This is a genomic window from Aurantimonas sp. 22II-16-19i (assembly GCF_002088275.1).
Taxonomy (GTDB): Bacteria; Pseudomonadota; Alphaproteobacteria; order Rhizobiales; family Rhizobiaceae; genus Jiella.
Map to the genome: position 1 here is coordinate 16,950 of NZ_AQQS01000025.1, position 25,599 is coordinate 42,548.

The 25,599-nt window shown below is 67.3% G+C and carries 22 protein-coding genes; 21 read left to right on the plus strand and 1 reads right to left on the minus strand.

The features are described 5' to 3' along the window. Positions 1–223: 223 nt before the first annotated feature. The 10 genes from ATO4_RS18125 to ATO4_RS18170 all read left to right on the plus strand — a co-directional run bounded on the left by ATO4_RS18125 (position 224) and on the right by ATO4_RS18170 (position 14,211). Positions 224–2,245: a hydantoinase/oxoprolinase family protein gene (locus tag ATO4_RS18125; RefSeq protein WP_083592952.1), complete on the plus strand. Its 2,022-nt coding sequence runs from the start codon at positions 224–226 to the stop codon at positions 2,243–2,245. A gap of 4 nt (positions 2,246–2,249) precedes the next feature. Continuing rightward, positions 2,250–4,208 (plus strand): hydantoinase B/oxoprolinase family protein, encoded by a 1,959-nt coding sequence (locus ATO4_RS18130; protein ID WP_083592953.1) that lies wholly within the window; start codon positions 2,250–2,252, stop codon positions 4,206–4,208. A gap of 78 nt (positions 4,209–4,286) precedes the next feature. Next, the gene (torT, locus tag ATO4_RS18135; protein WP_083592954.1) at positions 4,287–5,366 is read left to right on the plus strand and encodes a TMAO reductase system periplasmic protein TorT; all 1,080 of its coding nucleotides are present in this window, start codon (positions 4,287–4,289) and stop codon (positions 5,364–5,366) included. Between the two features lie 67 nt (positions 5,367–5,433). After that, positions 5,434–6,987 carry a sugar ABC transporter ATP-binding protein gene (locus tag ATO4_RS18140; protein WP_083592955.1) on the plus strand — a complete coding sequence of 518 codons (1,554 nt, stop codon included), beginning with the start codon at positions 5,434–5,436 and terminating at the stop codon, positions 6,985–6,987. After that, the gene (locus ATO4_RS18145; RefSeq protein WP_083592956.1) at positions 6,984–8,009 is read left to right on the plus strand and encodes an ABC transporter permease; all 1,026 of its coding nucleotides are present in this window, start codon (positions 6,984–6,986) and stop codon (positions 8,007–8,009) included. Before ATO4_RS18140 ends, ATO4_RS18145 begins: the two co-directional genes overlap by 4 nt. Further along, entirely contained in the window at positions 8,002–9,042 is a 1,041-nt protein-coding gene (locus tag ATO4_RS18150; protein WP_245308820.1) for an ABC transporter permease, read from the plus strand. Before ATO4_RS18145 ends, ATO4_RS18150 begins: the two co-directional genes overlap by 8 nt. An 88-nt stretch (positions 9,043–9,130) precedes the next feature. Beyond that, positions 9,131–9,991 (plus strand): FAD binding domain-containing protein, encoded by an 861-nt coding sequence (locus ATO4_RS18155; protein ID WP_083592957.1) that lies wholly within the window; start codon positions 9,131–9,133, stop codon positions 9,989–9,991. A gap of 17 nt (positions 9,992–10,008) precedes the next feature. After that, a complete protein-coding gene (locus ATO4_RS18160) occupies positions 10,009–10,473 on the plus strand; it encodes a (2Fe-2S)-binding protein (protein ID WP_083592958.1) in 465 nt (154 codons plus the stop codon). After that, on the plus strand, positions 10,470–12,833 hold the full coding sequence (locus ATO4_RS18165; RefSeq protein ID WP_083592959.1) for a xanthine dehydrogenase family protein molybdopterin-binding subunit: 2,364 nt from the start codon (positions 10,470–10,472) through the stop codon (positions 12,831–12,833). Before ATO4_RS18160 ends, ATO4_RS18165 begins: the two co-directional genes overlap by 4 nt. 43 nt (positions 12,834–12,876) lie before the next feature. Then, positions 12,877–14,211: an aspartate aminotransferase family protein gene (locus ATO4_RS18170; RefSeq protein ID WP_083592960.1), complete on the plus strand. Its 1,335-nt coding sequence runs from the start codon at positions 12,877–12,879 to the stop codon at positions 14,209–14,211. Between the two features lie 165 nt (positions 14,212–14,376). Here the strand turns inward: ATO4_RS18170 and ATO4_RS18175 are convergent, their stop codons facing one another. Next, positions 14,377–14,802, minus strand: coding sequence for a MarR family transcriptional regulator (locus tag ATO4_RS18175; RefSeq protein WP_083592961.1), 426 nt, complete (start codon positions 14,800–14,802; stop codon positions 14,377–14,379). Between ATO4_RS18175 and ATO4_RS27295 the strand changes: the two genes are divergently transcribed. From ATO4_RS27295 to ATO4_RS28480, 11 genes are all read left to right on the plus strand, one after another. Next, positions 14,801–15,040, plus strand: coding sequence for a hypothetical protein (locus ATO4_RS27295; RefSeq protein ID WP_139802535.1), 240 nt, complete (start codon positions 14,801–14,803; stop codon positions 15,038–15,040). The genes ATO4_RS18175 and ATO4_RS27295 overlap by 2 nt on opposite strands. A 61-nt stretch (positions 15,041–15,101) precedes the next feature. After that, positions 15,102–16,139 carry a substrate-binding domain-containing protein gene (locus ATO4_RS18180; protein WP_083593006.1) on the plus strand — a complete coding sequence of 346 codons (1,038 nt, stop codon included), beginning with the start codon at positions 15,102–15,104 and terminating at the stop codon, positions 16,137–16,139. A 106-nt stretch (positions 16,140–16,245) separates the two neighbouring features. Next, positions 16,246–17,487 carry an ABC transporter substrate-binding protein gene (locus tag ATO4_RS18185; RefSeq protein WP_083592962.1) on the plus strand — a complete coding sequence of 414 codons (1,242 nt, stop codon included), beginning with the start codon at positions 16,246–16,248 and terminating at the stop codon, positions 17,485–17,487. A 100-nt stretch (positions 17,488–17,587) separates the two neighbouring features. Next, the gene (locus tag ATO4_RS18190; RefSeq protein WP_083592963.1) at positions 17,588–18,454 is read left to right on the plus strand and encodes a branched-chain amino acid ABC transporter permease; all 867 of its coding nucleotides are present in this window, start codon (positions 17,588–17,590) and stop codon (positions 18,452–18,454) included. A gap of 3 nt (positions 18,455–18,457) precedes the next feature. Continuing rightward, positions 18,458–19,522, plus strand: coding sequence for a branched-chain amino acid ABC transporter permease (locus ATO4_RS18195; RefSeq protein WP_083592964.1), 1,065 nt, complete (start codon positions 18,458–18,460; stop codon positions 19,520–19,522). A gap of 3 nt (positions 19,523–19,525) precedes the next feature. Further along, complete coding sequence (locus tag ATO4_RS18200) at positions 19,526–20,263, plus strand: ATP-binding cassette domain-containing protein (protein ID WP_083592965.1); 738 nt, start codon at positions 19,526–19,528, stop codon at positions 20,261–20,263. Beyond that, the gene (locus tag ATO4_RS18205) at positions 20,260–20,961 is read left to right on the plus strand and encodes an ABC transporter ATP-binding protein (protein ID WP_083592966.1); all 702 of its coding nucleotides are present in this window, start codon (positions 20,260–20,262) and stop codon (positions 20,959–20,961) included. The genes ATO4_RS18200 and ATO4_RS18205 overlap by 4 nt, the downstream gene beginning before the upstream one ends. A gap of 95 nt (positions 20,962–21,056) precedes the next feature. Continuing rightward, complete coding sequence (locus ATO4_RS18210) at positions 21,057–22,574, plus strand: amidase (protein WP_083592967.1); 1,518 nt, start codon at positions 21,057–21,059, stop codon at positions 22,572–22,574. Beyond that, on the plus strand, positions 22,571–22,873 hold the full coding sequence (locus ATO4_RS18215) for an antibiotic biosynthesis monooxygenase (protein WP_083592968.1): 303 nt from the start codon (positions 22,571–22,573) through the stop codon (positions 22,871–22,873). Before ATO4_RS18210 ends, ATO4_RS18215 begins: the two co-directional genes overlap by 4 nt. A 138-nt stretch (positions 22,874–23,011) precedes the next feature. After that, positions 23,012–24,418 (plus strand): amidase, encoded by a 1,407-nt coding sequence (locus tag ATO4_RS18220; protein ID WP_245308821.1) that lies wholly within the window; start codon positions 23,012–23,014, stop codon positions 24,416–24,418. A gap of 130 nt (positions 24,419–24,548) precedes the next feature. Further along, positions 24,549–25,559 (plus strand): cupin domain-containing protein, encoded by a 1,011-nt coding sequence (locus ATO4_RS28480; protein ID WP_245308822.1) that lies wholly within the window; start codon positions 24,549–24,551, stop codon positions 25,557–25,559. Positions 25,560–25,599: the final 40 nt, after the last annotated feature.

Consider the following 25,599-nt stretch of genomic DNA (forward strand, 5'->3'; position numbering starts at 1 on the left):
CCCGCCGATGCCCAATCGATACACAGGCTTGACGATGGTGCTGCGCAGCAATTGAGCATCCTTCGCAGTCGCAAAAAAAGCAGGCCGAAAGTTCGTTCTGGCGCAAGATTTCATGCGCCAATCGTCAAGAAGCGCCCCCTGAAAGCTGGTTAGCTCGCCACACAAACCGATGGCCCGGCCCGTCGCACTTCGACGGCCCGACGCATGAGCGGGAACAAGCCCCTTGCAAAACCTCCGCATAGCCGTCGACGTCGGCGGCACCTTCACCGACATGTGCATCATGGACGAGACCACGGGTCTCATCCGGATCGAGAAGACGTCGTCGACCAGCGATCCGATCGACGGGATCATGACCGGCGTCGCCAAGGCCGGCATCGATCTGTCCGCCGTCGCCCTGTTTTCCCATGGCACGACGGTGGCGACCAACGCCCTGATCACCCGGCGCCTGCCGCGCACCGCCCTTGTCTCGACCAAAGGCTTCCGGGACGTGATCGAGATCCGCCGCGCCAACAAGGAGGATCTCTGGGACGCCTACAAGGACGTGGTGCGCCCCTACATCCCCCGCCGCGACCGGCTGACCGTGCCCGAGCGGGTCGATGCCACGGGCGAAATCATCGAGGCGCTCGATCTCGATGCCGCCCGCGAGGTCGCGCGGATCCTGAAGCGCCGGGGCGTCGAGGCGATCGCCGTCTGCTTCATGAACGCCTATCTCAACGGCGACAACGAGCGGGCGATGCGCGAGATTCTCCTCGAGGCGATGCCGGACATACCGGTCTCGATCTCTTCGCAGGTCCTGCCCGAGATCTTCGAGCACGAGCGCTTCTCCACCACCGTCGTCAATGCCGCGCTCAGCCCCGTCGTCGTCAGCTACACCAATCGGCTGGGAGACCGGCTGGCCGCCGAGGGCTACACCCGCGACCTCCTCCTGCTGCACACCGGCGGCGGCGTCATGACCCCGGCGAGCGTCAAGGACTTCGCCGCCCGCCTCGCCGGCTCGGGCATTGCGGCCGGCGCCATCGCCAGCCGCCACATCGCCGGCCTCTGCGGCTTTCCCAACTCGATCGGCCTCGACATGGGCGGCACCTCCACCGACGTGTCCCTCGCCTATGAGGGCCAGTCGCGGGTGACCAAGGACTGGTACATCGAATTCGGCTATCCGATCCGCTTCTCCTCCATCGAGGTGATGACGATCGGGGCCGGCGGTGGCTCGCTCGCCTGGACCGACGAGGCTGGCTCGCTGCGCAACGGCCCGCAGTCGGCCGGCGCCAATCCCGGCCCCGCCTGCTACGGCAACGGCAATCCGCAGCCGACCAACACCGATGCCAACGTCACCCTCGGCCGCCTCGGCACCAGCCTTGCCGGCGGCTCGGTGCAGCTCGATCAGGATCTCGCCCGCAAGTCCGTCGCGACGGTCGCGGAAGCCTTCGACCTCTCCGTCGAAGCGGGGGCCGACGCGATCGTCAGGGTCGCCAATGCCAACATGTCCGATGCGGTTCGGCTGATCTCGATCAGCCGCGGCTACGACCCGCGCGACTTCGCCCTCGTCGCCTTCGGCGGGGCCGGCGCGCTGCATGGCGCCGATGTCGCGCGCGAACTCGCCATCCCGGTCGTCATCGTGCCGACCAACCCAGGGGTCACCTCGGCGCTCGGCTGCCTCCTCGTCGACATGCAGCACGACTTTTCGGAAAACTGCATGGTCGAGGCGACCCATGCCGACCCCGAGGTGATCGAGGCCCAGTTCGCCCGCATCGAAAAGGAAGCCCTCGACCGGCTGACCCATGAGGGTGTCAAGCCTGAGGACATCGTCTTCCAGCGCTCGATCGACATGATGTATCGCGGCCAGTGGCGCTCCCTGGCGGTCACCGCGCCGAGCCCGATCCGCTCGATCGAGGCCCTGGTCGAGGACTTCCACCGCGAGCATCACCGGGAATACAACTTCCGCCGCGACGACACGCCGGTCAGCCTGTTCCGGGTCAATCTGAAGGCGATCGGCGTCGTGCCGAAGGCCGATCTGAAAGTCCACGAGCCGACCGGCGAGACCCCCGGCCCGGCGAGCCGCCGCACCGTCTGGTTCGACGAGAAGCCCCACGACACCCCGATCTACGACCGCGCGGAGCTGCCGGCCGGCTTCACCATCGAGGGACCGGCGATCGTCGAACAGGTGGATTCCACCACCGTCGTGCCGCCCTGGGCCAGGGCCGAAGTCGACAAGTATCTCAACATCATCATCCGCGCGAAGGGCTGAGACGATGGCCACCGAACCGCTCGATCCCGTGACCTTCGAGGTTCTGAAGAACTCCTTCATCACCGCCGTCGACCAGATGGGCGAACAGGTGCTGCGGACCTGCTACTCCTTCGTGATCTACAATCACGACTTCTCCAGCGGCCTGCACGATGCCAAGGGCGAATGCGCCGCGCAAGGCAACCAGGACATTGCCGTCCATGTCGGCACCCTGCACTTCACCTGCCAGGACGTCATGCGCCACTTCGAGGGCGACATGCACGAAGGCGACGTCTACGCCATCAACGACCCCTATGCCGGCGGCACGCATTTCTCCGACGTCCGGCTGGTCCGGCCGATCTTCTCGGGCGGCAAGGTGATCGCCTACGCCCAGTCGAACGGCCACTGGTCCGATGTCGGCGGCTCGGTCCCCGGCTCCTTCGACGTCTCGGCCAGGGAGATGTTCCGCGAGGGCCTGCGCATCACCCCCGTCCGGCTGTTCTCCAAAAACGAGCTGCACCGGGACGTCGCCGGCCTGATCGCCCACAACACCCGCGACCCGGCCTCGATCATCGGCGACATGCAGGCCCAGGCCCAGGCGACGCGGGTCTGCGAGCGCGAGATCCTGCGGCTCGTCGACAAATACGGCCGCGACACCATCGAGACCGGCCTTTCCGCCGTCCAGGACTATGTCGAGCGGGCGGTGCGCCAGCGCATCGCGGCGATGCCCGACGGCGAATGGGAGACGGTCGACTACATCGACCGCGATCCGGCCGGCGGCGAGGGCATGATCCCGATCCGGATCAAGATGACCATCAGGGGCGACAAGGTGATCTACGACTTCACCGGCAGCCACCCGGTGATCGGCTCGATCTACAATTCCGCCTTCGGCACGACCTTTTCGGGCGTTGCCGCCGGCATGAAGACCTTCTTCCCGGACCTGCCGCTGAATTCCGGCTTCTACCGCGCCTTCGAGATCATCGCGCCGGAGGGCTCGATCGTCGACGCCCGCTGGCCGGTGGCGGTGACCGGCTTCCTGATGCCCTTCGAGAAGATCATGAACTCGATCTACGAGATGTGGTCGCGGCTGATGCCCGAGCGGGCGCTCGCCTGCGCCTTCAATCTCGAATATCTTCTGACCGGCGGCTGGGACAGGCGCGCCTCGGACAAGTCGATGTTCATGTTCTACGACTGGCTGCCCGGCGGCTGGGGCGGGCGCAACGGCAAGGACGGCAACAACTGCACCACCGCCTCCTTCGGTACGGGCATGATGGCCCAGCCGGTCGAGGGGCAGGAGCGGGCGAGCCCGATCATCTGCACCGAGATGGAGATCGTCACCGACTCCCCCGGCCCCGGCAAGTGGCGGGGCGGATCGGGTCTCAGGAAGACCTCCCGCATGCTCGCCTCGGAAGGCGTCGTCATCTCCTACATCTGCGACCGCGAGCGGGCGGTCGTCTGGGGCATCGAGGGCGGGCTGCCCTCCATGCCGCACGGCCTGACCCTGATCCACAAGGATGGCGGCAAGGAGGAGCGACTCGGCGCGATCTTCTCCGACGTTCCGATCGTCGAGGGCGACGTCTTCTCCCGCCCGACGGCGGGCGGCGGCGGCTTCGGCGACCCGCTGGAGCGCGATCCGAAGCGCGTCCTGGAAGACGTCGTCGACGACTACGTCTCCGTCGAGCGCGCGGCCAAGGACTATGGCGTCGTCATCCGCGAGATCGACGCCGAGCTCTGCGAATACGAGATCGACGCGGCGGCGACGAAGGCCCTGCGCGAAGAGATCCGCCAGAGCCGCGTCGCCTGGGCGCGCGAAGACCCTGAAGCGGTCGCCGCGCGCTACCGGGCCGGCGAGATCGACGTCTTCGACGTCATCCGCCAGCACGCCGTCATCCTGGAATGGCAGAGCGGCGAACTCCTGCCGGAGTCCACCCGGCAGTTCCGCGAGATGTTCGAGCGGCGCTCCGTCGGCGAATGGGCGCCTGCATGACCCGTTCCCCGGCTGCTGCCACGCATCGATCCCATGCCCCAGACAATGCCCCCGAAACCCCACGAAGGACTTGAGATCATGGCCGCCAGACTGAAGACCCGCATCGCCCTTTCGACCGCGACGTCCCTCGCCCTCATCGCGCTCTCGGCCCAGCCGGGCGCAGCCGCCGAAGGTTCGTGGTGGCCGTTCCCGGTCTACGACGCGTCCTCCGGCACGCCGACGGAGGCCGAGTACACGCCGCTCGGCAAGGCCGAGAAGGCCCACAACATCTGCGTCCTCTTCCCGCACATGAAGGACAGCTTCTGGGTCGCCGTCGCCTACGGCATCGTCACCCAGGCCAAGGCCGCCAACGTCAACATGAACCTCTACGAGGCCGGCGGCTACGAGAACCTGCCCAAGCAGATCTCGCAGTTCGACGACTGCATGGCGAGCGGCGCCGACGCGATCATCGTCGGCGCGATCTCCGGGGCGGGCCTCAGCCAGAAATTCGCCGAGGCGAAGGAAAAGAACATCCCCGTCGTCGGCGTCACCAACCCGCTGCCCAAGGATGCGCTGCCGGCCGCCAACTATGTCGACTTCGTCGCCATGGGCGGCGTCACCGCCAAGGGCTTGCTGGCGGCGATCGGCGACGAGGAAGCCAATGTCGTGACCTTCCCGGGACCGGCGGGTTCGGGCTGGGCGGAGGACTTCAACACCGGCTTCAAGGAGACGGTCGCCAGCCACGACAACGTCGAGATCCTCGACGAGAAGTTCGGCGATTCGGGCGTCGCGGTGCAGCTCAAGCTGATCCAGGACGCCCTCCAGACCTATCCGAACATGAACGTCATCTGGGGCACGGCGCCGACCGCCGAGGCCGCCGTCGGCGCGGTCCAGCTGGCCGGCCGTCCGGACATCAAGATCATCTCCTCCTACGAGAACCAGGCCATGCTGGACTCGCTCAACCGCGGCGAGATCCTCGCCTTCGCGACCCAGTATCCGGTCGCCGAAGGGGCCATGGCGATCGATCAGGCGGTGCGCCTGGTCGAGGGCAAGGACGTCATGAAGCTCGCCCAGCCGAAGGCCGACGTCATCGACGCGACGACGGCCAAGGATCTCAACATGGAGCTGGTGCTGGCGCCCGCCGACTGGAACCCGGAATATTCCGTCACGGCCGAGTAACAGCGTCTCGACCGACAATGGTGGACAGGCGGAGAGCCTGTCCACCCTCCCGTTTCAGGAGTGGGCAATGGCACCGGCCACCATCAGCCAGACGACGTCCCCACAGACCGCCGAACCGCTGCTCGTCCTGTCCGGCGTCACCAAGCAGTTTCCGGGCGTCGTCGCCCTCGACGGTGTCGATCTCGACGTCAGGGCCGGTGAACTCCACGTGCTCTTCGGCGAGAACGGCGCCGGCAAGTCGACCCTCATCAACGTCATCTCCGGCACCTTCCCGCCGACCAGCGGAACTTTCCGCTTTGCCGGCGAGGACATGACGGACCTGTCGCCGAGCGCGGCCCGCGCCATCGGCATCAGCCCGGTCTTCCAGGAGTTCTCCCTGGTGCCGAGCCTCACCGTGGAGGAGAACCTCTTTCTCGGCCGCGAGAAGTCGGCGGCGGGCGTCCTCGATGCGGGCGGGATGCGCCGCCGGGCGCGCGAGCTCATCGCCGAACTCGGCTTCGACCTCGATCCGAAGGCGCGGGTGGACCGGCTCGACCGCGCCCACCAGCAGATGGCCGAGATCGCCAAGGCGCTGCTCGGCAACGTCAGGTTGCTGATCCTCGACGAGCCGACCGCCTCGCTCACCGAGCGCGAGACCGGCCGGCTCTTCGAGCTGATCGCCAAACTGAAGAGCCAGGGCGTCGGCATCATCTACGTCTCGCACCGGATGCGCGAGATCCGGGCGCTCGCCGACCGCGTCACCGTTCTGCGGGACGGCCGCCACATCCGCACCCTCGATGCGGCCACCGTCACCGACAGCGAGCTCGTCGAGCTGATGACCGGCCGCAAGATCGATGTCCTGTTTCCGGCGATCACCCACAAGCCGACCGAAACGGCCATCGCGGTCGAGAACCTGTCGACCGCCGACGGGCTGGTGAAGGGCGTCGACTTCTTCGCCAGGGCCGGCGAGATCACCGGCATCGCCGGTCTCGTCGGCTGCGGCAAGTCCGAGCTGGTGCGGGCGATCTACGGCATCGCGCCGATCGCCGCGGGGACCGTGACCTTGCGCGGCGAAACGCTCCACAGGCTCGATCCGCGCACCAGCCTGCGCTCCGGGATCGCCTATTTCCCGGCCAATCGCGGCGTCGAGGGCCTCGCCCTCTCCCGCCCGATCCGCGAGAACGTCTCGATGGCGGCGCTCGATCTCGACCGCTACCAGCGCCGCGGCATCATCCGGCGGGCCGCCGAGCGCGCGCTGATCGGGCCGATCATGGAGACGCTGAAGCTGAGGCCCCCCAACATCGAGCGGCCGGTCGGCAACCTGTCCGGCGGCAACCGCCAGAAGGTCATGCTCGGCCGGGCGATGGCGCGCGATCTCGACATCTTCCTCTTCGACGAGCCGAGCGTCGGCATCGACGTCGGCGCCAAGGTCGAGGTCTACGAATTCATCAAGCGGCTGGTGGAACAGGGCGCGGCGGTGGTCGTCGTCTCCTCCGAGCTGCCCGAGGTCCTGGCGCTGTCGAACCGTCTCTACGTCATGCATCACGGGCGCATCGCCGCGCTGCTCGAGGGCCCGGCCAAGACCGAGCAGAACGTCCTGTCGAGCTTCTTCGAGGAAGAGACCCGGGAGAAGGCGGCATGAATCCGGCGACGACCCTCTCCCCGCGGAGCGGCCATGCATCCTCGCAGGAGATGCTCCATCTGGTCCTCAGGATCGGCCTCCTGCCCATCCTGATGGCGATCGTCATCGTCGGCACGTCGCTGCTCTCGCCGTATTTTCTCGGCTGGATGAACGTCGTCAACATCGTGCGCATGGCCTCCTTCCTGGCGATCATCGCCTGCGGCCAGGCGCTGGTGATCATCGCCGGCGGCTTCGACCTGTCGGTCGGCGCGGTGGTGGCGCTGGCGAGTGTCGTGACGGCGAAGGCGATGGCCGCGGCGAGCGCCGCGATCGGCGGTCCGGACATCGTCGCCATCGTCATCGGGATCTCCGCCGGCCTCGGCTCGGGGATCGCCGTCGGCCTGTTCAACGGCCTCTGCGTCTCGATGCTGAAGGTTTCCGGCTTCGTCGTCACCCTCGGCACCATGTCGGCCGCGGCCGGCATCGGCCTGCTCCTGACCAACGGCATCCCGGTCTACGGCATGCCCAACGGCTTCGTGCAGGCGATCGGCCGCTCGCAGTTCCTCGGCTTTCCGCTGGCGATCTACATCGCGCTGGCGGTCATCCTCGTCATGGTCTTCGTCCAGCGCCGCACGCTGTTCGGCCGCTACGTCTACGCCATCGGCGGCAACCAGGAGGCGGCCGTGGTCTCCGGCGTCTCGATCCGCCCCCATCTCGTCGGCACCTATGTCGTCTCGGGCGGCCTCGCAGCCCTGGTCGGCATCCTCCTCACCGCCCTCGTCGGCTCGGGACAGGCGAGCCTCGGCGGCGACGCGATGATGCTGCAGTCGATCGCCGCGGCCGTGATCGGCGGCGTCAGCCTGCGCGGCGGCATCGGCCGGGTGGAGGTGGTCGCGGTCGCCGCCCTCTTCCTCACCATCCTCGGCAATGCGCTGAACCTTCTGCACATCGATTCCCGCATCCAGCCGATCTTCCTCGGCCTGATCATGGTCCTTGCCGTCGCTCTCGACGAGTTCAGCCGCCGGAGAATGTCCCGTGTCTGACGCCAATCTCACCGCCACCGGCAAGGCCCCGGGCCTCGACGGCAAGGCAGGCGGCGCCCGCGCGTCCGGCCTGTCCTTCAGCAACACATGGCTGCGCAAGCTCGCCCTGCCGATCGCGCTGCTCGCCCTGCTCGGCGGCTTCGCCCTCGCCGATGACCGGATCCTGACGAGCTACAACCTCCTCAACATCGCCCAGCAGGCGAGCTATCTGGCGCTCTTCGCCATGGCGCAGATGGTGGTGATCCTGACCCGCGGCTTCGACCTGTCGCTCGGCCCGACGGTGTCGATGGTGTCCGTCGGCGCAGCGCTGGCCATGGCCGGCATGGGCGGCGGCGAGGCCAACGGCCTCGTCGTCGTCGCCGCCGCGGTCGCCGCCGGCTTCGCCCTCGCGATCGCCTGCGGGCTGTTCAACGGCGTCGTCGTCGCGCTTCTGGGGGTCAGCCCGCTGGTCGCCACGCTCGGCAGCATGAACATCGCCATCGGCGTCGCCACCACCATCTCCGACGGCCGCCCGGTCCAGGGCGTGCCGGCGACCTTCTCCCAGACCTTCTACACCGGCTCGATCCTCGGCCTGCCGATCGCCATCGTCATCGCCATCGTCGTCGGCGGGGCCCTCGCCTTCGTCCTGTCGCGGACGGTGTTCGGCCGCTCGCTCTACATCATCGGCACCAATCCCCAGGCCGCCGCCGTCGCGGGCATCCCGGTCAAGCGCCTGCTCGTCTATGCCTATGTCCTGTGCTCCAGCCTCGCCGCCCTCGGCGCCCTGATGATGACGGCGCGCACCGGCTCGGGCGAGCCCAATCTCGGCGGCACGCTGGCCCTGCAGTCGATCGCGGCGGCCGTCGTCGGCGGCACCAGCCTTGCCGGCGGGCGCGGCGGCGTCGCGACGGCGGTCCTCGGCGCCCTGTTCATCACCATCCTGTCGAACGGCATGAACCTCACCCGCATCGACGGTTACGTGCAGATGATCGTGCTCGGCGCCATCGTCATCCTCGGCGTCGTGCTCGACAGGCTGCGCCTCGAAGCCCGCTGACCCGGTCGACGCCGGCGATCGAACCGCCATTCTTGAAACAGCCGTTCAACCCGCCTTCGGCGACGAACAGAAAAAGAGCCTTTCGGGAATGCTCACCGCCACCTCGCCTTCCGTCGTCACCCCGACCAGCATCGCCGAGGCGCTCGCCGCGCTGTCGGGAGCGGGGCGAGGCGCCGCACCGCTTGCCGGCGGCACCTGGATCATGCGCTCGCCGCTGCGCCGCGAGGCCCTCGCGCCCGCCTATGTCGCCCTCGGCCGCATTCCGGAGCTTGCCGTCATCGCCGTTGCGGGGAACACCATCGAGATCGGCGCGGCGGTCACCCATGCCGATCTGGCAGGAGCCCTCGCCGCGCATCCCGAATTCGCGGCCCTTCGCGCGGCGGCCGGAAACTCCGCAAATCCGGCGGTTCGCAGCGCCGCCACCCTCGGCGGAAATCTCTGCGCGCCGGGCTTTGCGGCGGCCGATCTGGTGCCGGCGCTCCTCTGCCTCGATGCCACCGTCGAGATCGCCGGACTATCGGGCAGCGAACGCATGTCCGTCGCCGAATTCCTGGCCCGCCGCGTCGATCTTCGCCCCGGCATGCTTCTGACCAAGGTGATCCTGCAGCGATCCCTGCGCCGCTCGGTGCATGTCCGGCTGCCGCTGAGAAAAGCCGGCGACTATCCGGTGGCGATCGTCTCGATGGCGGTCGGGATCGACGACCGGGGCTGCATCGCCCTGCCCCGCATCGCGGTCGGCTCGGTGGAAGCGACCGCCCGGCGCTGGACGGCACTGGAGGACGCCCTCGCCGGACAGACCCTCGATCCCGCGCGGGCCTCCGCCATCGCCCGATCGCTCACCGCCGGCTTCAGCGGCCGGGAGGGGGTCGAAGCCCCGGGCTGGTACCGCGTCCAGGTGCTTCCGGCCCTCGTCGGCCGTGCCGTGGCGGCACTGGCGTCGCAAGCGTGAAGGAAGGAGCCCGGGCCATGACCATTCGCCTGACCGTCAATGGCGAGGAGCGCGAGATCGCCGCCGCGCCGATGACCCCGCTCGTCGACGTGCTTCGGGACGTCCTGCATCTGACCGGGGCCAAGCCCGTGTGCCGGGAAGGCTTCTGCGGCGCCTGCATGGTGCTGGTCGATGCCGTGCCGACCGTCTCCTGCCTGACACCCCTCGTCCTCGTCGAAGGCCGCGACGTCGAGACCGTCGAGGGGCTGACCTCGGGCGACGATCCGATGCCGGTCCAGACGGCGCTGGAGGAGCACGACGCCGTCCAGTGCGGCATGTGCTTTCCCGGCATGGTGGTGACGCTGACGCACCTGACCACCTCCGGCCGCTGCGAGACGAGCCGGGAGGCGGTCAAGGCCGGGCTCGTCGGAAACGTCTGCCGCTGCACCGGCTACGAGCGCATCGTCGACGCGGCCATCGCCGTGATGGAGGAGCGTCGATGAGTGAGATCGCCGAGCGTGCCGTCCAGAACTTCCGCCGCCGCGACGCCCGCGACAAGCTGATGGGGCGCACCCGCTACACCATCGATCGCGCGACGGCCGGCATGCTCCATGCCGCGCTGTTGCGGTCGGACGTTGCGAGCGGGCGGATCCTGCGCCTCGACACGACTGCGGCGGCGCGCATGCCGGGCGTTCGCGCCATCGTGACGGCCGCCGATGCTCCCGGCCGCGCCGGCCTCGGCATCGCCGACCATCCGCTCCTTGCCGTCGACACGGTGCGCTATTGCGGCGAGCCGATCGCCGCCATCGCGGCCGATACCGAGCGCCAGGCGCGGGATGCCCTCGCCGCCATCGAGGTCGAGATCGCGCCGCTTTCCGCCGTGCTCGACATGGGCGCGGCCCTCGCCGACGGCGCGCCGCTCGTCCATCCGGAGTGGCAGGGTTACGAGGTCCTGACGCCGGGCGGCATGCGGGGCGGCAATGTCGCCTGGGAGGCGAGCGTCGACCGCGGCGACGTCGATGCCGCCTTCGCCCGGGACGACGTGACGGTGGTCGAAAGCGCGTTCCGCGTCGGCCGGCAGAACCATCTTTCCTTCGAGCCGCGCGCGGTGGTCGCCCATTTCGAGGACGGCCGATACCACATCGAGACCTCGACCCAGGTGCCTTGGACCGTGCGCAACACCGTGGCCGCGCTCCTCGCCGTCCCGGCCTCGTCGATCCGGGTGACAGTGCCGCCGGTCGGCGGTGGCTTCGGCCTCAAATTCGACTGCGCGCTGGAACCCTTCGCCGCCCTCCTCGCTCGAAAGTCGGGCCGAGCGGTGCGCCTCGTCAACAGCCGCGAGGAGGAGATGACCACCTGCCTCTTCCGCGAGAACGCCGAGATCCGCATCCGCTCGGCGATCGCGCCGGACGGGTCGATCGCCGGACGGGAAGCGGTGGTGCTGATGGATTGCGGCGCCTATGGCGGCGAGCAGGTGTTCCTGACCACGATGACCGCCCATACGCTCGGCGGCAACTACCGGCTCGGCGCGGTGCGCATCGTCTCGCGGGCCGTCTACACCAACACCGCCCCGAACGGCGCCTTCCGGGCCTGCAACGGCGTCTACAACACCTTCGCGCTGGAACGGCATACCGACGAGATCGCGGCCGCGATCGGCATGGCGCCCGACGCGTTTCGCCGCAGGAACGTCATCGGCGACGGCGATCTCGGCGCGACCGGCCAGGTCTTCGAGGGCGACGTGCTGGCGCCCATGCTGGCGAAGATGGAGGCCCTGCGCGCGCGAACGCCCGCCAGGCCGCTCGAGGATGGCCGCCTCCACGGCCGGGCGACGACCGTCGGCACCTGGTTCGTCTTCACCGGACCGTCCGCCGCCACCGTCAACATGAATGCCGATGGCACCGCCACCCTCGTCACCTCCGGCGTCGAGATCGGCTCGGGCTCGATGATGCAGGCGCTGCCGCAGATCGTCGCGGCCACCCTCGGCCTGTCGCCGGACAAGGTGGTGGTGCGCGCCGCCGATACCGATGCCGCCGGCTATGACGTCGGCGTCGGCGGCGGGCGCACCACGGTCTCGCTCGGCGCCGCCAGCCGATCCGCCGCGATCGAGGTCCGCACGAAACTCCTGAAGGTGGCGAGCGACATGCTCGAAGCCTCGGCGGAAGACCTCGTCATGGAGGACGGGCGCATCGACATCGCCGGCGCCAGGGGATCCGGCGTCACCATCGCCGAGGTCGCCGCCCGCGCCCAGGCCCTCCTCGGGCCGGTGGCCGGCACCGGCTCCTTCACCGGAGCCGGCACGCCTGCGATGGCCGGCTGCTGCGCCGGCCACTTCATCGAGGCGCTCGACATCCCGGTCTTCGCCGTCCACGACTGCGACGTCGCCGTCGATCCCGACACCGGCCATGTCGAAGTGCTGAAATACCGCGTCGTGCAGGATGTCGGCCGGGCGCTGAACCCGAGCGCCATTCATGGCCAGATCCAGGGCGGGGTCGTCCAGGGCCTCGGCTATGCGCTGCACGAGGAGGCCGATGTCGGCCGCGATGGCGCCATCCGTCAGACGAGCTTCGAGACCTACCGCGTGCCGCTCGCCGGCGATGTCGTGCCGGTCGAGATCGAGCTCCACGAGGGAGCCCCGTCGATCGGCCCGCTCGGCACCAAGGGCGCCGGCGAGGTGCCGATCCTGAATGTCGGCGCGACCATCGCCTGTGCCGTCGCCCATGCGACGGGCAAGCAGGTCCGCGAACTGCCGCTGACGCCGCCGCGCGTGTTGGAGCTCATGCTGGACAGGGCGTCGGCGCCGGATTTCGCCCACATCCGCGAGCGCCATTCGGACAACCGGCTGGCAATCGATACGCTCGACTGAAAATCCTGGCGCCGATGTCCCCCCCAAGCGAAAGAACCCTGCGATGAACGACATGCCGAATTCCATCGAGGCCCGCGACCGGGCCTATCAGCTGCATCCGCTGGTCGATCTCAGGCAGCACGAGAAGACCGGCTCGCTGGTGATCGATCGCGGCGAGGGCGTCTATGTCTACGACATCGACGGGAAGCGCTATTTCGAGGGCCTCGCCGGGCTGTGGTCGGTGGCCGTCGGCTTCGGCGAGAAGCGCCTCGCCGAAGTCGCGAAAGCCCAGATGGAGAAGCTGCCCTACTACCACATCTTCTCCCACAAGACCCACGGGCCGTCGGTGGAGCTTGCCGAAAAGCTGATCCAGATCGCGCCCGTGCCGATGTCGAAGGTGCATTTCACCTCCTCGGGCTCGGAGGCGAACGATCTCGTGGTGAAGCTCTGCTGGTATCGCTCCAACGCCCTCGGCAAGCCCGACAAGAAGAAGATCATCGGCCGCATCAAGGGCTATCACGGCGTCACCATCGCCGCCGGCTCGATCACCGGCCTTGCCCGCAACCATGCCAGCTTCGACCTGCCGCTCGACCGCATGAAGCACACGAACTGCCCCGACTACGGTTCCATTGCGCTGCCGGGCGAGAGCGAGGCGGAGTTCTCCCTCCGCATGGCCGATGATCTCGAGAAGCTGATCCTGGAAGAAGGCCCGGACACCATCGCCGCCTTCTTCGGCGAGCCGGTGATGGCGTCGGGCGGCGTCTATGTTCCGCCTCAGAACTACTGGCAGGAGATCCAGAGGGTCCTGAGGAAGTACGACATCCTGCTCGTCGCCGACGAGGTGATCACCGGCTTCGGGCGAACCGGCAACATGTTCGGGTCGACGACCTTCGGCATCGAGCCGGACGTCATGGTCATCTCCAAGCAGATGGCCTCGTCCTACATGCCGATCGCGGCGATCCTGATGAACGAGACCTTCTACGCCCCGATCGCCGACGAATCCTCGCGCATCGGCGTCTTCGGCCATGGCTATACCGCCTCGGGCCATCCGGTGGCGACGGCGGTCTCGCTGGAAAACATCAAGATCATCGAGGAGCGCGACCTCGTCGGCAACTGCCGCAGGCTGTCGCCGCAGTTTCTCGGCCATCTCGACGCACTCGCCAGGCACCCCAAGGTGAAGCTGAGGCGCGGCGTCGGGCTGATCGGCGCGCTGGAACTCCACCCCGAAGGCGAGCCCGGCAAGGCCGGCGCGGCGATGGCGGCGGCAGCGCTGGAAGAGGGTGTCATCGGCCGCGCGGTCGGCGACGCCTTCTGCCTCTGCCCGCCGCTGATCATCACAGCCGAAGAGATCGACGCGATGTTTGCAGCGGTCGGCAAGGCCCTCGATCGACTGGGGTGACGGGAAAGAGGAGGCGCGGCTGGCCAGCGACTGCGGCTTTGCCCGACAGATCCGGCCATGCCGCTTTCCCGCACCCCGCCTCACGGACGGCGCCCGCATCGACCCCTTCGTTGCGTCCGGGGCCCGGCCCTCGAACCCGCGGAAACCGGCCCGGCTGCCCGAACGCTAGGCCAGGATGCCGCGCAGCAGATGGCTGAGCTGGCTGGTCTCCGCCGGGCTGAGCGTGTCGATCACCTGCCGGCGTTCCGTCTCGACCAGAGGGACCAGCTCGCGAAGGTTCCGTCGGCCCTTGTCGGAGAGAACGACCAGCACCCGGCGACGATCCCGCGGATCGGGGGCACGGTAGACGAGCCCGCTCGACACCATCCGATCGACGATCTTGGTCAACGTCGGCAGATCGACGAAGACGCTCGGCGCCAGTTCGCCCATCGACTGGCCGTCGCGGCGATCGAGCGAGGCCATGACGCGGAACTGTTCGATGCGCACGCCAGCCGGCTTCAACCGCGCTTCGACAGCCGTGTCGAGGCGTCGATTGACGCCGGCAATGAGGTCCGAAAGCTCGACCGAGCCTGAATCAGGCGCGCCATTCATGAGGATGTCTCCGGAATACTGGAATTTTCATATATTCGCTGCCCGCGCCGGAGGCAATTTCGAACCTGAAGGAAATGTCGGCGAGCCGGGACCGATCGGCGCTGCCCGGGATTCGCGCAGCCTGCCCGGCCAGCATGCTCAAATTCGCGTGTTCGGGCGTCTGCGCCTGCCGAAACCCCTGCTCTCGCGATGGTTTCGCCATCCCTCGTTTGGCACGGGAAATGCAAAGCCAAGCTGAACGGACCGCGCCTGAATTCGTCGCGCGCTTCGAAGACATCGTCCGACGGCAGGAGTTGCGGATGATACGCATTGGGCTCTTGATCGCACAGAGCGGCGCTTCCGGGATCTGGGCGCCGTCCTCCGAGGCCTGCGCGCGGCTCGCGGTCGACGAGATCAACGCCCATTACGGGCTGCTCGGCGACGAGGTGGATCTGACGATCATCGATGCGGGTCGCTCGGCGGCAAGCGCGGCGGCAGCCGTCGATCTGCCGATCGGGCTCGACGAGATCGACGCGGTCGTCGGCATGATCCCCAGCTACCAGCGCGCCTCCGTATCGACCATGATCGGCGGGCGTGTCCCCTTCATCTACACGCCGCAATTCGAGGGATGGGAGCACGACCGGGCGATCGTCACCGTCGGCGAAACCTCGCACGAGCTGCTGCAGCCCGGCATCGACTGGCTGTTCGAGAAGAAGGCGGCGAAGCGCTACTATCTCTGCGGCAACGACTATGTTTGGCCGCGTCGGACACTGGCGACCGCAAGGCGCCTCGTCGCCAGTCGCGGGGGAGAGGTCGTGGGCGAGCGGATCGTGCCGTTCGACTTCGAGGATTATGACGCGCTCTTCGACGAGATTCGCGGCAGCCGGGCGGAGGTCGTGATCCCCTATTTCCTCGGTGCCGAGGCCGTCTCGTTCAACCGCGCGTTTGCCGAAGCCGGGCTCGCGGCAAAGGTCCTGCGGTTCTCTTCGGCGATCGACGAGACGGTGCTCTACGGGATCGGAGCGGATGCGACGGAGAACCTTTTTCTCTCCTCGGGCTATTTCGGCTCGATCGATTCCCGCAACAACCGGCATTTTCTCGAGCGCTACCACTCCCGCTTCGGCGAGACCCCGCCCCCCGCCAACGCCTTCGGCCAATCCTGCTACGAGGGCATCTACTGTCTTCTTGCCCTCGCCGAAGCCGCCGGAGATCTCGCCGTCCAGGCCGTCGTGAGCGGCCTTGGCCGCACCTGTCAGAAAAACACCGCGCGTGGTTCGGACGAACCCAAGGTCGCAGGCCATCGGCAGCCGATCCATCTGGCCGAGGTCGATGGGCTGGAGCTGACGATGATCGGTTGAAGAATCGATTTCCTCCCGCAGCGCAAAAATCATTTGCCTTTTCAAATTTTGTGATTTCAAATAACTCCATCGCCGGTTCGCACTGGGTTTCGAAGGGGGTTCCGATATGACGATCACACGCCGCAGGTTCATCAAGACGTCGCTCTCCGCCACCGCGGCGCTGGCGAGCCCCGCCATCTCGACCCGCTACGCCTTCGGCAGCGACGACCCGATCAAGGTCGGAAGCCTGCTCGACCAATCCGGCGCGATCGCCTCTTCGGGCGTCACCATGGTCTCGGCGATGGAACAGGGTGTGGCGGAGATCAACGAGGCCGGCGGCCTGCTCGGGCGGCCGCTTCAGCTGATCCAGTACGACACCCAGTCGAACATCCAGCTCTACTCGCAATATGCCCAGCAGCTGGCGCTGAAGGACCGGGTCGACGTCGTTCACGGCGGCATCACCTCTGCCTCGCGCGAGGCAATCCGGCCGACATTCGACCGGTTCAAGGTGCTCTATTTCTACAACGTGCTCTACGAGGGCGGCGTCTGCGACCGGAACACCTTCTGCACCGGCACCACCCCGGCCCAGACCGTGGAGAAGCTGGTCCCCTACGCGATGAAGAACAGCGGCAAGAAGGCCTACATCCTCGCCGCCGACTACAATTACGGCCAGATCACCGCCAAGTGGATGACCAAATACATGCGGGACAATGGCGGCGAGGTCCTGTCCGTCGACTTCTTCCCGCTGGACGTCACCAATTTCGGCCCGACGATCTCGAAGATCCAGGCAGCGAAACCCGACCTCATCCTTTCGGCCCTCGTCGGAGGCAACCACGTGTCGTTCTACCGGCAATGGGAGTCGGCCGGGATGAAGGGGCAGATCCCGATCGCCTCCACCACCTTCGGCCTCGTCAACGAGCCGTCCACCGTCGACGCCGCGGTGAGCGCGGACATCTACGGCTGCTACGGCTACTACGAGGAACTGGCGACCCCCGAGAGCCAGGCTTTCGTCCAGAACCTGAAGAAGCGCTGGGCCGACATCCCCTATATCAGCGAGCTGACGGCCACGACCTACGAGGGGCTGCATCTCTGGGCCGAAGGCGTCAGGAAGGCCGGCTCGCTGGACCGAATGGCGGTGATCGAGGCCCTGGAGAGCGGCATCTCCTACAAGGGCCCAAGCGGCGAGGTCACCCTCGATGGCGTGACCCACCACACCGTCCGCAACGCCTATCTCGCGCAGGTGAAGGACCGCAAATGGAACGTTCTGGAGACGTTCGAGGCGGTGCAGCCCTCCGACACCGCGATGGTCTGCGATCTGGCGAAGAACCCTGCGGACAACCAGCAATACGTCATCGACATCGACGCCTGATCCTCATCCGGAGAGGCGGGCAACGGCTGTCCGCCTCCCCGCCCAAGCCTTCTCGCCCAAGCCTTTTCGCCCGTGAGTCCTCGATCAGGATCGGACCGACATGGATCTTGCAGCCATCGTGGCGCTGAACGTCGTCAACGGCGCGGCCTCGCTGTTTCTCCTCTGCCTCGGCCTGGCGATCATCTTCGGGATGATGCGGATCATCAATCTCGCCCATGGCGAGTTCGTGATGCTCGGCGCCTATGCCGCGGTGATCTCGGCCAATGCCGGCGTCAACATCTGGGTCGCGATGCTGGTCGTCGCGCCGCTCTTCGTCGGGCTCGTCGGCCTCCTGGTCGAGCGCTGCCTCGTGCGGTTCCTCTATGGCCGACTGGTCGATTCCATGCTCGCCACCTGGGGGCTCAGCCTTCTCATCATCGGCCTCACGACGACGGTCTTCGGCAACACGATGCAGGGCGTTCCGACGCCGCTGGGCGGCTTTTCCATCGGGGACTACCGCACCTCCTGGTACACGCTGTTCCTCCTGGCCGTCGCGGTCGTGATGATGGCGATCGTTTACGGGGTCCTGCGCTACACACGCTTCGGCCTGATCGCCCGGGCGGTGATGCAGAACCCTGACATGGCGGCGGTCCTCGGCGTCAATCCCGCCCATATCTACATGGCGACCTTCTCCCTCGGCGCAGCCGTCACCGGCCTTGCAGGCGGCGTTCTCGCCCCGGTGTCCGGCATCACCCCGGTGATGGGCGCGGCCTATGTCGCCAAAGCCTTCATCACCGTGGTCGGCGGCGGCGCGGCGATCATATCGGGGACCCTGTCGGCCTCCGGTCTCTTCGGCTTCGTCAACCAGCTCGGCGCCTATTTCACCACGCCCGTCTATGGCGAGGTGATCCTCTTCCTCTCCGCCATCGTCCTCATCCGGATCCTGCCCCAGGGCATCTCCGGTCGCTTCTTCAAGGGGACCGTCTGAGCCATGTCCGACAACGTCAAGCTCTCCCTCCAGGTCGCGGCCGTCCTCCTTGCCTGCGTCGTCGTCGCCATCATGCCGGCCTATGCCGACCTGTTCCAGCTGATGCAGTTCACGCTGTTCGCGTCGATGGCGGTCCTGGCGCTCAGCCTCGGTTTCATCTGGGGCTTCGGCGGCATTCTCTGCTTCGGACAAACCGCCTTCTTCGGTCTCGGCGCCTATGCCTATGCGGTCGCAGCCATCAACTTCGGCGATTCCACCCCGGCGATCCTCATGGCAATCCTCGTCCCCAGCCTGTTCGCCCTGGCGCTCGGCTACTTCGTCTTCTACGGCCAGATCAGCGACGTCTATCTCGGCGTCATCACCCTGACCGTCACGCTCATTCTCTTCAACGTCTTCAACTCGACGGCCGGTGACGAATACACCATCGGCACCGCGCGGCTTGGCGGGTTCAACGGCATGCCGGCCGTCCCGACCTTCAACATGCCGTTCGATCCGACTGAGATCCTCTTTCCCGAGCAGTCCTGGTACGTCACCGGCGGGGTTCTGATCGCGATCTATGTCGGCCTGCGGATCCTGCTTCGCAGCCCCTTCGGCCGCGTCGCCGTCGCCGTCCGCGAGAACGAGACGCGCGCCGCGCTGCTCGGCTACGATCCGCGGGCCGTCAAGCTCTGGGTGTTCGTGCTCGGCGGCGCGATCGCCGGCATGGCCGGTGCGCTCTACGTCAACTGGGGCGCCTTCGTCGGTCCGACGATCTTCGCCTTGTCGCTGTCTGCCGAGATCATCATCTGGATCTGCATCGGCGGCCTCGGCACGCTGATCGGGCCGATCGTCGGCTGTTTCCTCATCCAGTATCTCGTCTCGCAGATCGGCTCGCAGCAGAGCTTCAACTCCAACCTGGTGCTCGGCGCGATCCTGCTCGTCTTCGTGCTTCTCCTGCCGAAGGGCCTCGTTCCGACGCTCCGCGATCTCGCTTCCGCCGGGTGGCGTCTCGGCAGCGAACGCCGGCGCCGGAGCGAGCCGGCAGAGCATCGCGAATTGACAGCCGGCCAGCCGGTCGGAGCGGAGTGACCCATGGCGAAGATCCCTCCCCTCCTCGAGACCCGCAACCTGACCATGCGCTTCGGCGGTGTCGTGGCGAATGACGATGTGAACTTTGCGCTCGACGAGATGGAACTGCGCTGCCTCATCGGACCCAACGGCGCCGGCAAGAGCACCTTCTTCAAGATGCTCACCGGCCAGCTGACGCCGAGCGAAGGCACGATCCGCTTCCGCAACCATCCGATCGACGGCAACCTGCCGCACCAGATCGCCCGGCTCGGCATCGGCATCAAGACGCAGATCCCGAATGTGTTCAACGGCCTGTCGGTGCGGGAGAACATCTGGCTGTCGGCTCGTCGCGCCGCGCGCCGGGAGGCTTCCGGGCGCGCGGCGGCGATCGTCGACGACGTCCTGGAGCGCATCATGCTGACCGGGCTTGCCGGCGCGATCGTCGGCCAGCTCTCGCACGGCCAGCGCCAGTGGGTCGAGATCGGGACGGTGCTCGCCGCGGAACCCGAACTCATCCTGCTCGACGAACCGGCTGCCGGCATGACCGACGAGGAGACCGTGCGCACCGCCGAGATCATCCGCGAGATCAACAAGACCCGCGCGCTGATCGTCGTCGAGCACGACATGGAGTTCATCAAGATGATCGCCAAGACAGTCACCGTCTTCCACCAGGGTCGCATCATGATCGAGGAGAGCGTCGACGCCGTCCTCGCGGACAGCCGGGTGCGCGACGTCTATCTCGGCAAGAAGGTCGCGGCATGAGCCCGCTTCTCGACGTCGAGGGCCTGCGCGCCGGCTATGGCCGCGTGCCGATCCTCGCCGGGGTGACCTTCGCCATGGCCGATGGCGAGTTCCTCGGCATCCTCGGCCACAACGGCATGGGCAAGACGACCCTCATGCGCACCATCATGGGCTCGCTGCCGGCGACCGGCGGCGTAGTCCGCTTTGCCGGCACCGACGTGACGAGGATGGCGACGCATCAGCGTTCCCGGCTCGGCCTCGGCCTCGTTCCGCAGGGCCGCGAGATCTTCCCTGCTTTGACCGTCATGGAAAACCTGCGCATGGGCCTTGCCGCCGCCAGGAGCGAGGACCGGGCCGTCATCGACGGCGTGCTGGAAGACTTCCCGCGTCTCGTGCGCCTGCTCGACCGCCGCGGTGGCGCGCTCTCGGGCGGCGAACAGCAACTCCTCGCCCTCGCCCGCTGCCTGTGCGCGAGGCCGAAGCTCATCCTCCTCGACGAGCCGACCGAGGGCATCCAGCCATCGATCATCGAGGAGATGATCGAGACGCTGCAGACGCTCCGCCACCGCTGGTCCCTCTCGATGATCATCGTCGAGCAGAACCTCGACTTCATCACCTCCTTGTCCGACCGCGTCCTGTCGATCCAGAAGGGTCGGATCACCGGCGAGGTCGACCGCGATCGCCTGCTCTCCGGGAACGTGGCCATGACCATGGCCTGATCCCGCATCCGCCCGGGCGACCGGGCAGCGTCCCCCCACGCTCCTAAGCCCCCCAAGACCCCAAGGACAACCTCGTTCGCGAGAAAGGAAACGCCATGCCCATCACCCGCCCGAACGCCGCCCGCATCAAGGAGATGGCCGAAGACTTCGGGATGACCTTCACCGACGAGGAGGTCGCCGAGTACCTTCCCTTGATGCAGGCGAATTTCGACGCCTACGACCTCGTCGATGCCCTTCCGGACTATACAGCACCGGTCACGTATCCCCGCGTCCCGGGCTACCGCCCCGAGGGTGAGGAGAATCGCTACAACGCCTGGGCCTACAAGAGCGAGGTAAAGGGCGCTGCGGGCGGCAAGCTGGCCGGCAAGACGGTGGTGCTGAAGGACAATGTCGCCCTGGCCGGCGTTCCCATGATGAACGGCGCCGCGACGCTCGAGGGTTTCGTGCCGACCATCGACGCCACGATCGTCACCCGCATGCTCGATGCCGGCGCCACGATCGTCGGCAAGGCGACCTGCGAGCATTTCTGCCTGTCCGGCGGCAGCCATACCTCCGATCCCGGCCCGGTCCACAATCCGCACAAGATGGGCTACTCCGCCGGCGGCTCGTCGTCCGGCAGCGGCGCGCTGGTGGCCGCCGGCGAGGTCGATATGGCGATCGGCGGCGATCAGGGTGGCTCGATCCGCATCCCGGCCGCCTATTGCGGCATCTACGGCATGAAGGCGACCCACGGTCTCGTCCCCTATACCGGCGTCATGCCGATCGAGGCAACGATCGACCATACCGGTCCCATGACCGCCACGGTCGCCGACAACGCCCTGCTGCTGGAGGTTCTCGCCGGAGCCGACGGCCTCGATCCGCGCCAGTATGCCCCGAAGGTCTCGGCCTATACCGAGGCGCTCGGCAAGGGAGCGAAAGGGCTCAAGATCGGCGTCCTCGTCGAAGGCTTTTCGATCCCGGGCATGCAGGAAGGCGTCATCGACAAGGTCAGGGCCGGCGCCGAGCGTTTCTCCGCCATGGGGGCGATCGTCTCCGAAGTCTCGATTCCCGAGCATCCGCTTACGGCCGCCGTCTGGCAGCCGATCGCGCTGGAGGGCCTCGTCGCCCAGATGATGATCGGCAACGGCATGGGGTTCAACTGGAAGGGCCAGTACGATGTCGCGCTCCTGGACGCCCATTCGGCTTGGAGTTCCCGGGCCGACGAACTGTCCAAGTCTCTGAAGCTCTCCATGCTGGTCGGCCAGTGGGGCCTGTCGCACTATCGCGGCCGCTACTATGCGAAGGCGCAGAACCTCGCCCGCCGCATGAAGGCCGCCTACGACGCCGCCTTCGAAAAATACGACCTCCTGCTGATGCCCACGCTGCCCATGGTGGCGACGAAGATCCCGGCAAAGGACGCACCGCTCGAGGATGTGATCACCCGCGCCTTCGAGATGGTGGGAGCGACCTGCCAGTTCGACGTCACCGGCCATCCGGCCATGTCGATCCCCTGCGGGCTGTCGGACGGCCTGCCCGTCGGCTTGATGCTCGTCGCCAGGGACTACGCCGAGGCGACCATCTACCAGGCCGCCAGCGCCTTCGAGGCGGAAGGCGACTGGAAGACCTTCGGATGATCACCATCACGGCAGTCATCACGGTGATGGCCGGGCAGGAGGACGTCATGCGCGACGCCCTCCTCGCGGTGGCGGACCATGTGGGGGCGAACGAACCCGAGACCGTCGGCTTCTTCGTTTCGCAGGACGCCAGCGATCCACGTCGCTTCACCACCTATGAGCGCTTCTACGACGAGGCAGCCATGCTGCGTCACAACGGCTGCGAGGCGGTGGCGGACTTCTTCGCCATCGCCAAGCCGATCCTCGATGGCGAGGTGGTCCTCGTCACCGGGGCGGAGCTTTCGGCCAAGACCGGCTGACCGGCAGACCCGAATGGCGCCGCCCCGCACGCGGGCGCGGAGCGCCTTCAGGGAGCCGTTTCACCTCAACCACGCGCGGGGCCGGCCGGCGGCAGCGGCGATGCCGTCGCGCGGATCGGCACAGACAGGAGAAAATCCGTGGAATATCTCAGCCTGCTCGACCTGTCGGACGCCATCCGTCGCCGCGCGATCTCGCCCGTCGAGGTGACGCGGGCCATGCTCGAACGCATCGAGCATCTGGACGGCAGCCATCGCAGCTACGCCTGCGTCCTTGCCGACCGGGCGATGGATCAGGCGAAAGCCGCCGAAAGCGAGATCGGCAGGAGCATCTGGCGCGGGCCGCTCCACGGCGTGCCGATCGCGGTGAAGGATCTCTGCTACTCGACCTTCGCCCCCACCACCGCCGGCACGCGCATCCACCGGGACTTCGTCCCGGACCATAACGCGACCGTGGTCGACAGGCTGGAAGCTGCCGGCGCGATCATGCTCGGCAAGCTGAAAATGACCGAGGGCGCCTATACCACCCACCATCCCGACGTCGATCCGCCGCTCAATCCCTGGGGGGCCGGGCATTGGGCGGGGTCCTCCTCCAGCGGCTCCGGCGTCGCGCCGGCGGCGGGGCTTTGCTACGGCTCGCTCGGCTCCGACACCGGCGGGTCGATCCGCTTTCCCTCGGCCGCCAATGCGCTGACCGGGGTCAAGCCCACCTGGGGCCGCGTCTCCCGCCACGGCGTCTTCGCACTTGCGGACTCCCTCGACCATGTCGGGCCGATGGCGCGATCGGCCGGCGATGCCGCCGCGCTTCTCGGTGTCGTCGCCGGTGCCGACGCGAACGATCCGACGAGTCTTCGAGCCGAGGTGCCCGACTATCTCGCAGAGATCGGCAAGAGCATCAGGGGCATGACGATCGGCATCGATCGTTCCTACGCCTTCGACGGCGTCGACCCGGAGGCGGCTGCAGCGCTCGCCGCCGCCGAGGCGGTCTTCCGCTCGCTCGGCGCGCGGATCAGGGAGGTGCGCTTTCCGGCTTATGAGCGGCTCGTCAGCCTGTGGATCCCGATGTGCGCGGTGGAGACGGCCATCGCCCACCGCGACACCTATCCGGCGAAGAAGGAAGACTACGGGCCCGAACTCGCCGGCCTGATCGAGGAGGGGCGAGCCCTCGGCGGGCTCGACCTTTGCGACATCCTGCACGAGCGATTGCGATTCAACGGCGCTCTGGCGGCAATGTTCGAGGACATCGACGCGTTCCTGATCCCGACCATGCCGATGCGCCTGCCGAGCCTTTCCGACCTCGCATCCTTCGGCGACGATCCGACCGTTCTCGTGCGACTGCTGCGCTTCACCGCACCCTTCGACTTCTCCGGCACGCCGACGATCACCTTGCCGAGCGGCTTCGACAGCGCGGGGTTGCCCCTGTCGATGCAGCTGGCCGGCCCATCGCTCTCGGAGGGACAGTTGGCGAGGATGGCCCATGCTTTCCAGACCCAGACGGATTGGCACGCCCGCAGGCCGAAGAGCGATCCCGGTGTCGCATCGGCCTGAGACGCTCGTCGTCATCCGTCATCGCCGTCCCGGCTGCCGTTGCAGCCTTCGCCGGAAGCTCGCCAAGGTCTCGCCGCGATCCTGTCGCTCGCCGTCTTCGACTTTCTCCATTGCGGATGAGCAGCGCGCCATGCGGCGCGGCGTCGGGCCTCCACGAGAACGAAGGCTGGCGGAGCGCCCGCATGGTGCCATTGGCTGCCAGCGGGCACGGCGGCGCCCTTCGCGTCGACCCGGCAGTTCGTGGGTGATGAATTTCGGCTCGGCTTCTGGCCGATCAAGGGGCATTCCCTGTGGAGCAAACCCGGCCATCGTCGGGCAGCGCCAAAGGATCGAGCGGAAAACCATCGACGATCGTCGCTTGCAGTCCCCTGGATCGCTGCTTAACATCGCCCCCGGACGAGGATGCTTGTGCCTTGTTCACGCTCGACCGGGCGTCAAATTCTCCGACGATGGACAGGCTCTCCGGGCGACCTCGGTGTTCCATGCCTGCGTCTATGTGGCTGCGGGGGCTGATGCGTTGCCACCGTCCGGGCCTGCACCGACCAAGGCTCACGATTGCATGAATGAAAGCAGCAGCGCCCTCCCTGCGGATCTCGGTCTGAAGCTCCGCCATATGCGGACCCTCCACAATCTTTCGCTCAAGCAGCTCGCCCGGACGGTCGGCTGCTCGGAGAGCATGCTGTCGAAGATCGAGACGGGCAAGGTGAACCCGACCATGACGATGCTGCGCAAGCTCGTCGACACGCTCGGGATCAACATCACCTTCCTCTTCAGCGCGGAAGACGATCGCGACGCCGTCGTCCATCGCGCCGGAGACCGACCGGTGATCGGCATCGGGCAGTCCCGCTTCGGCGCCGGCATCATGCTCGAGCGCCTCCCGCCGGCCTCGCCCCAGAACCTGCTCGAGGCGAACATCCATATCGTCAACCCCGGCGGATCGACCGATGGTGCCTTCAGCCATGTCGGCGAGGAAATGGGCTTCGTCCTCGAGGGCCAGGTGACCCTCGTGGTCGAAGGAACCGCCTACGAGCTCTCTCCCGGCGATTCTTTCGCTTTCCGGTCCGAAAGAGCGCACGAGTATCGCAACGACGGCGACCAGGTGGCGCGAATTCTCTGGGTGAACACGCCGCCGACCTTTTGAGCCGCGGCGACGATCTCTCCGGGCGGCAGCGACCGAGGCG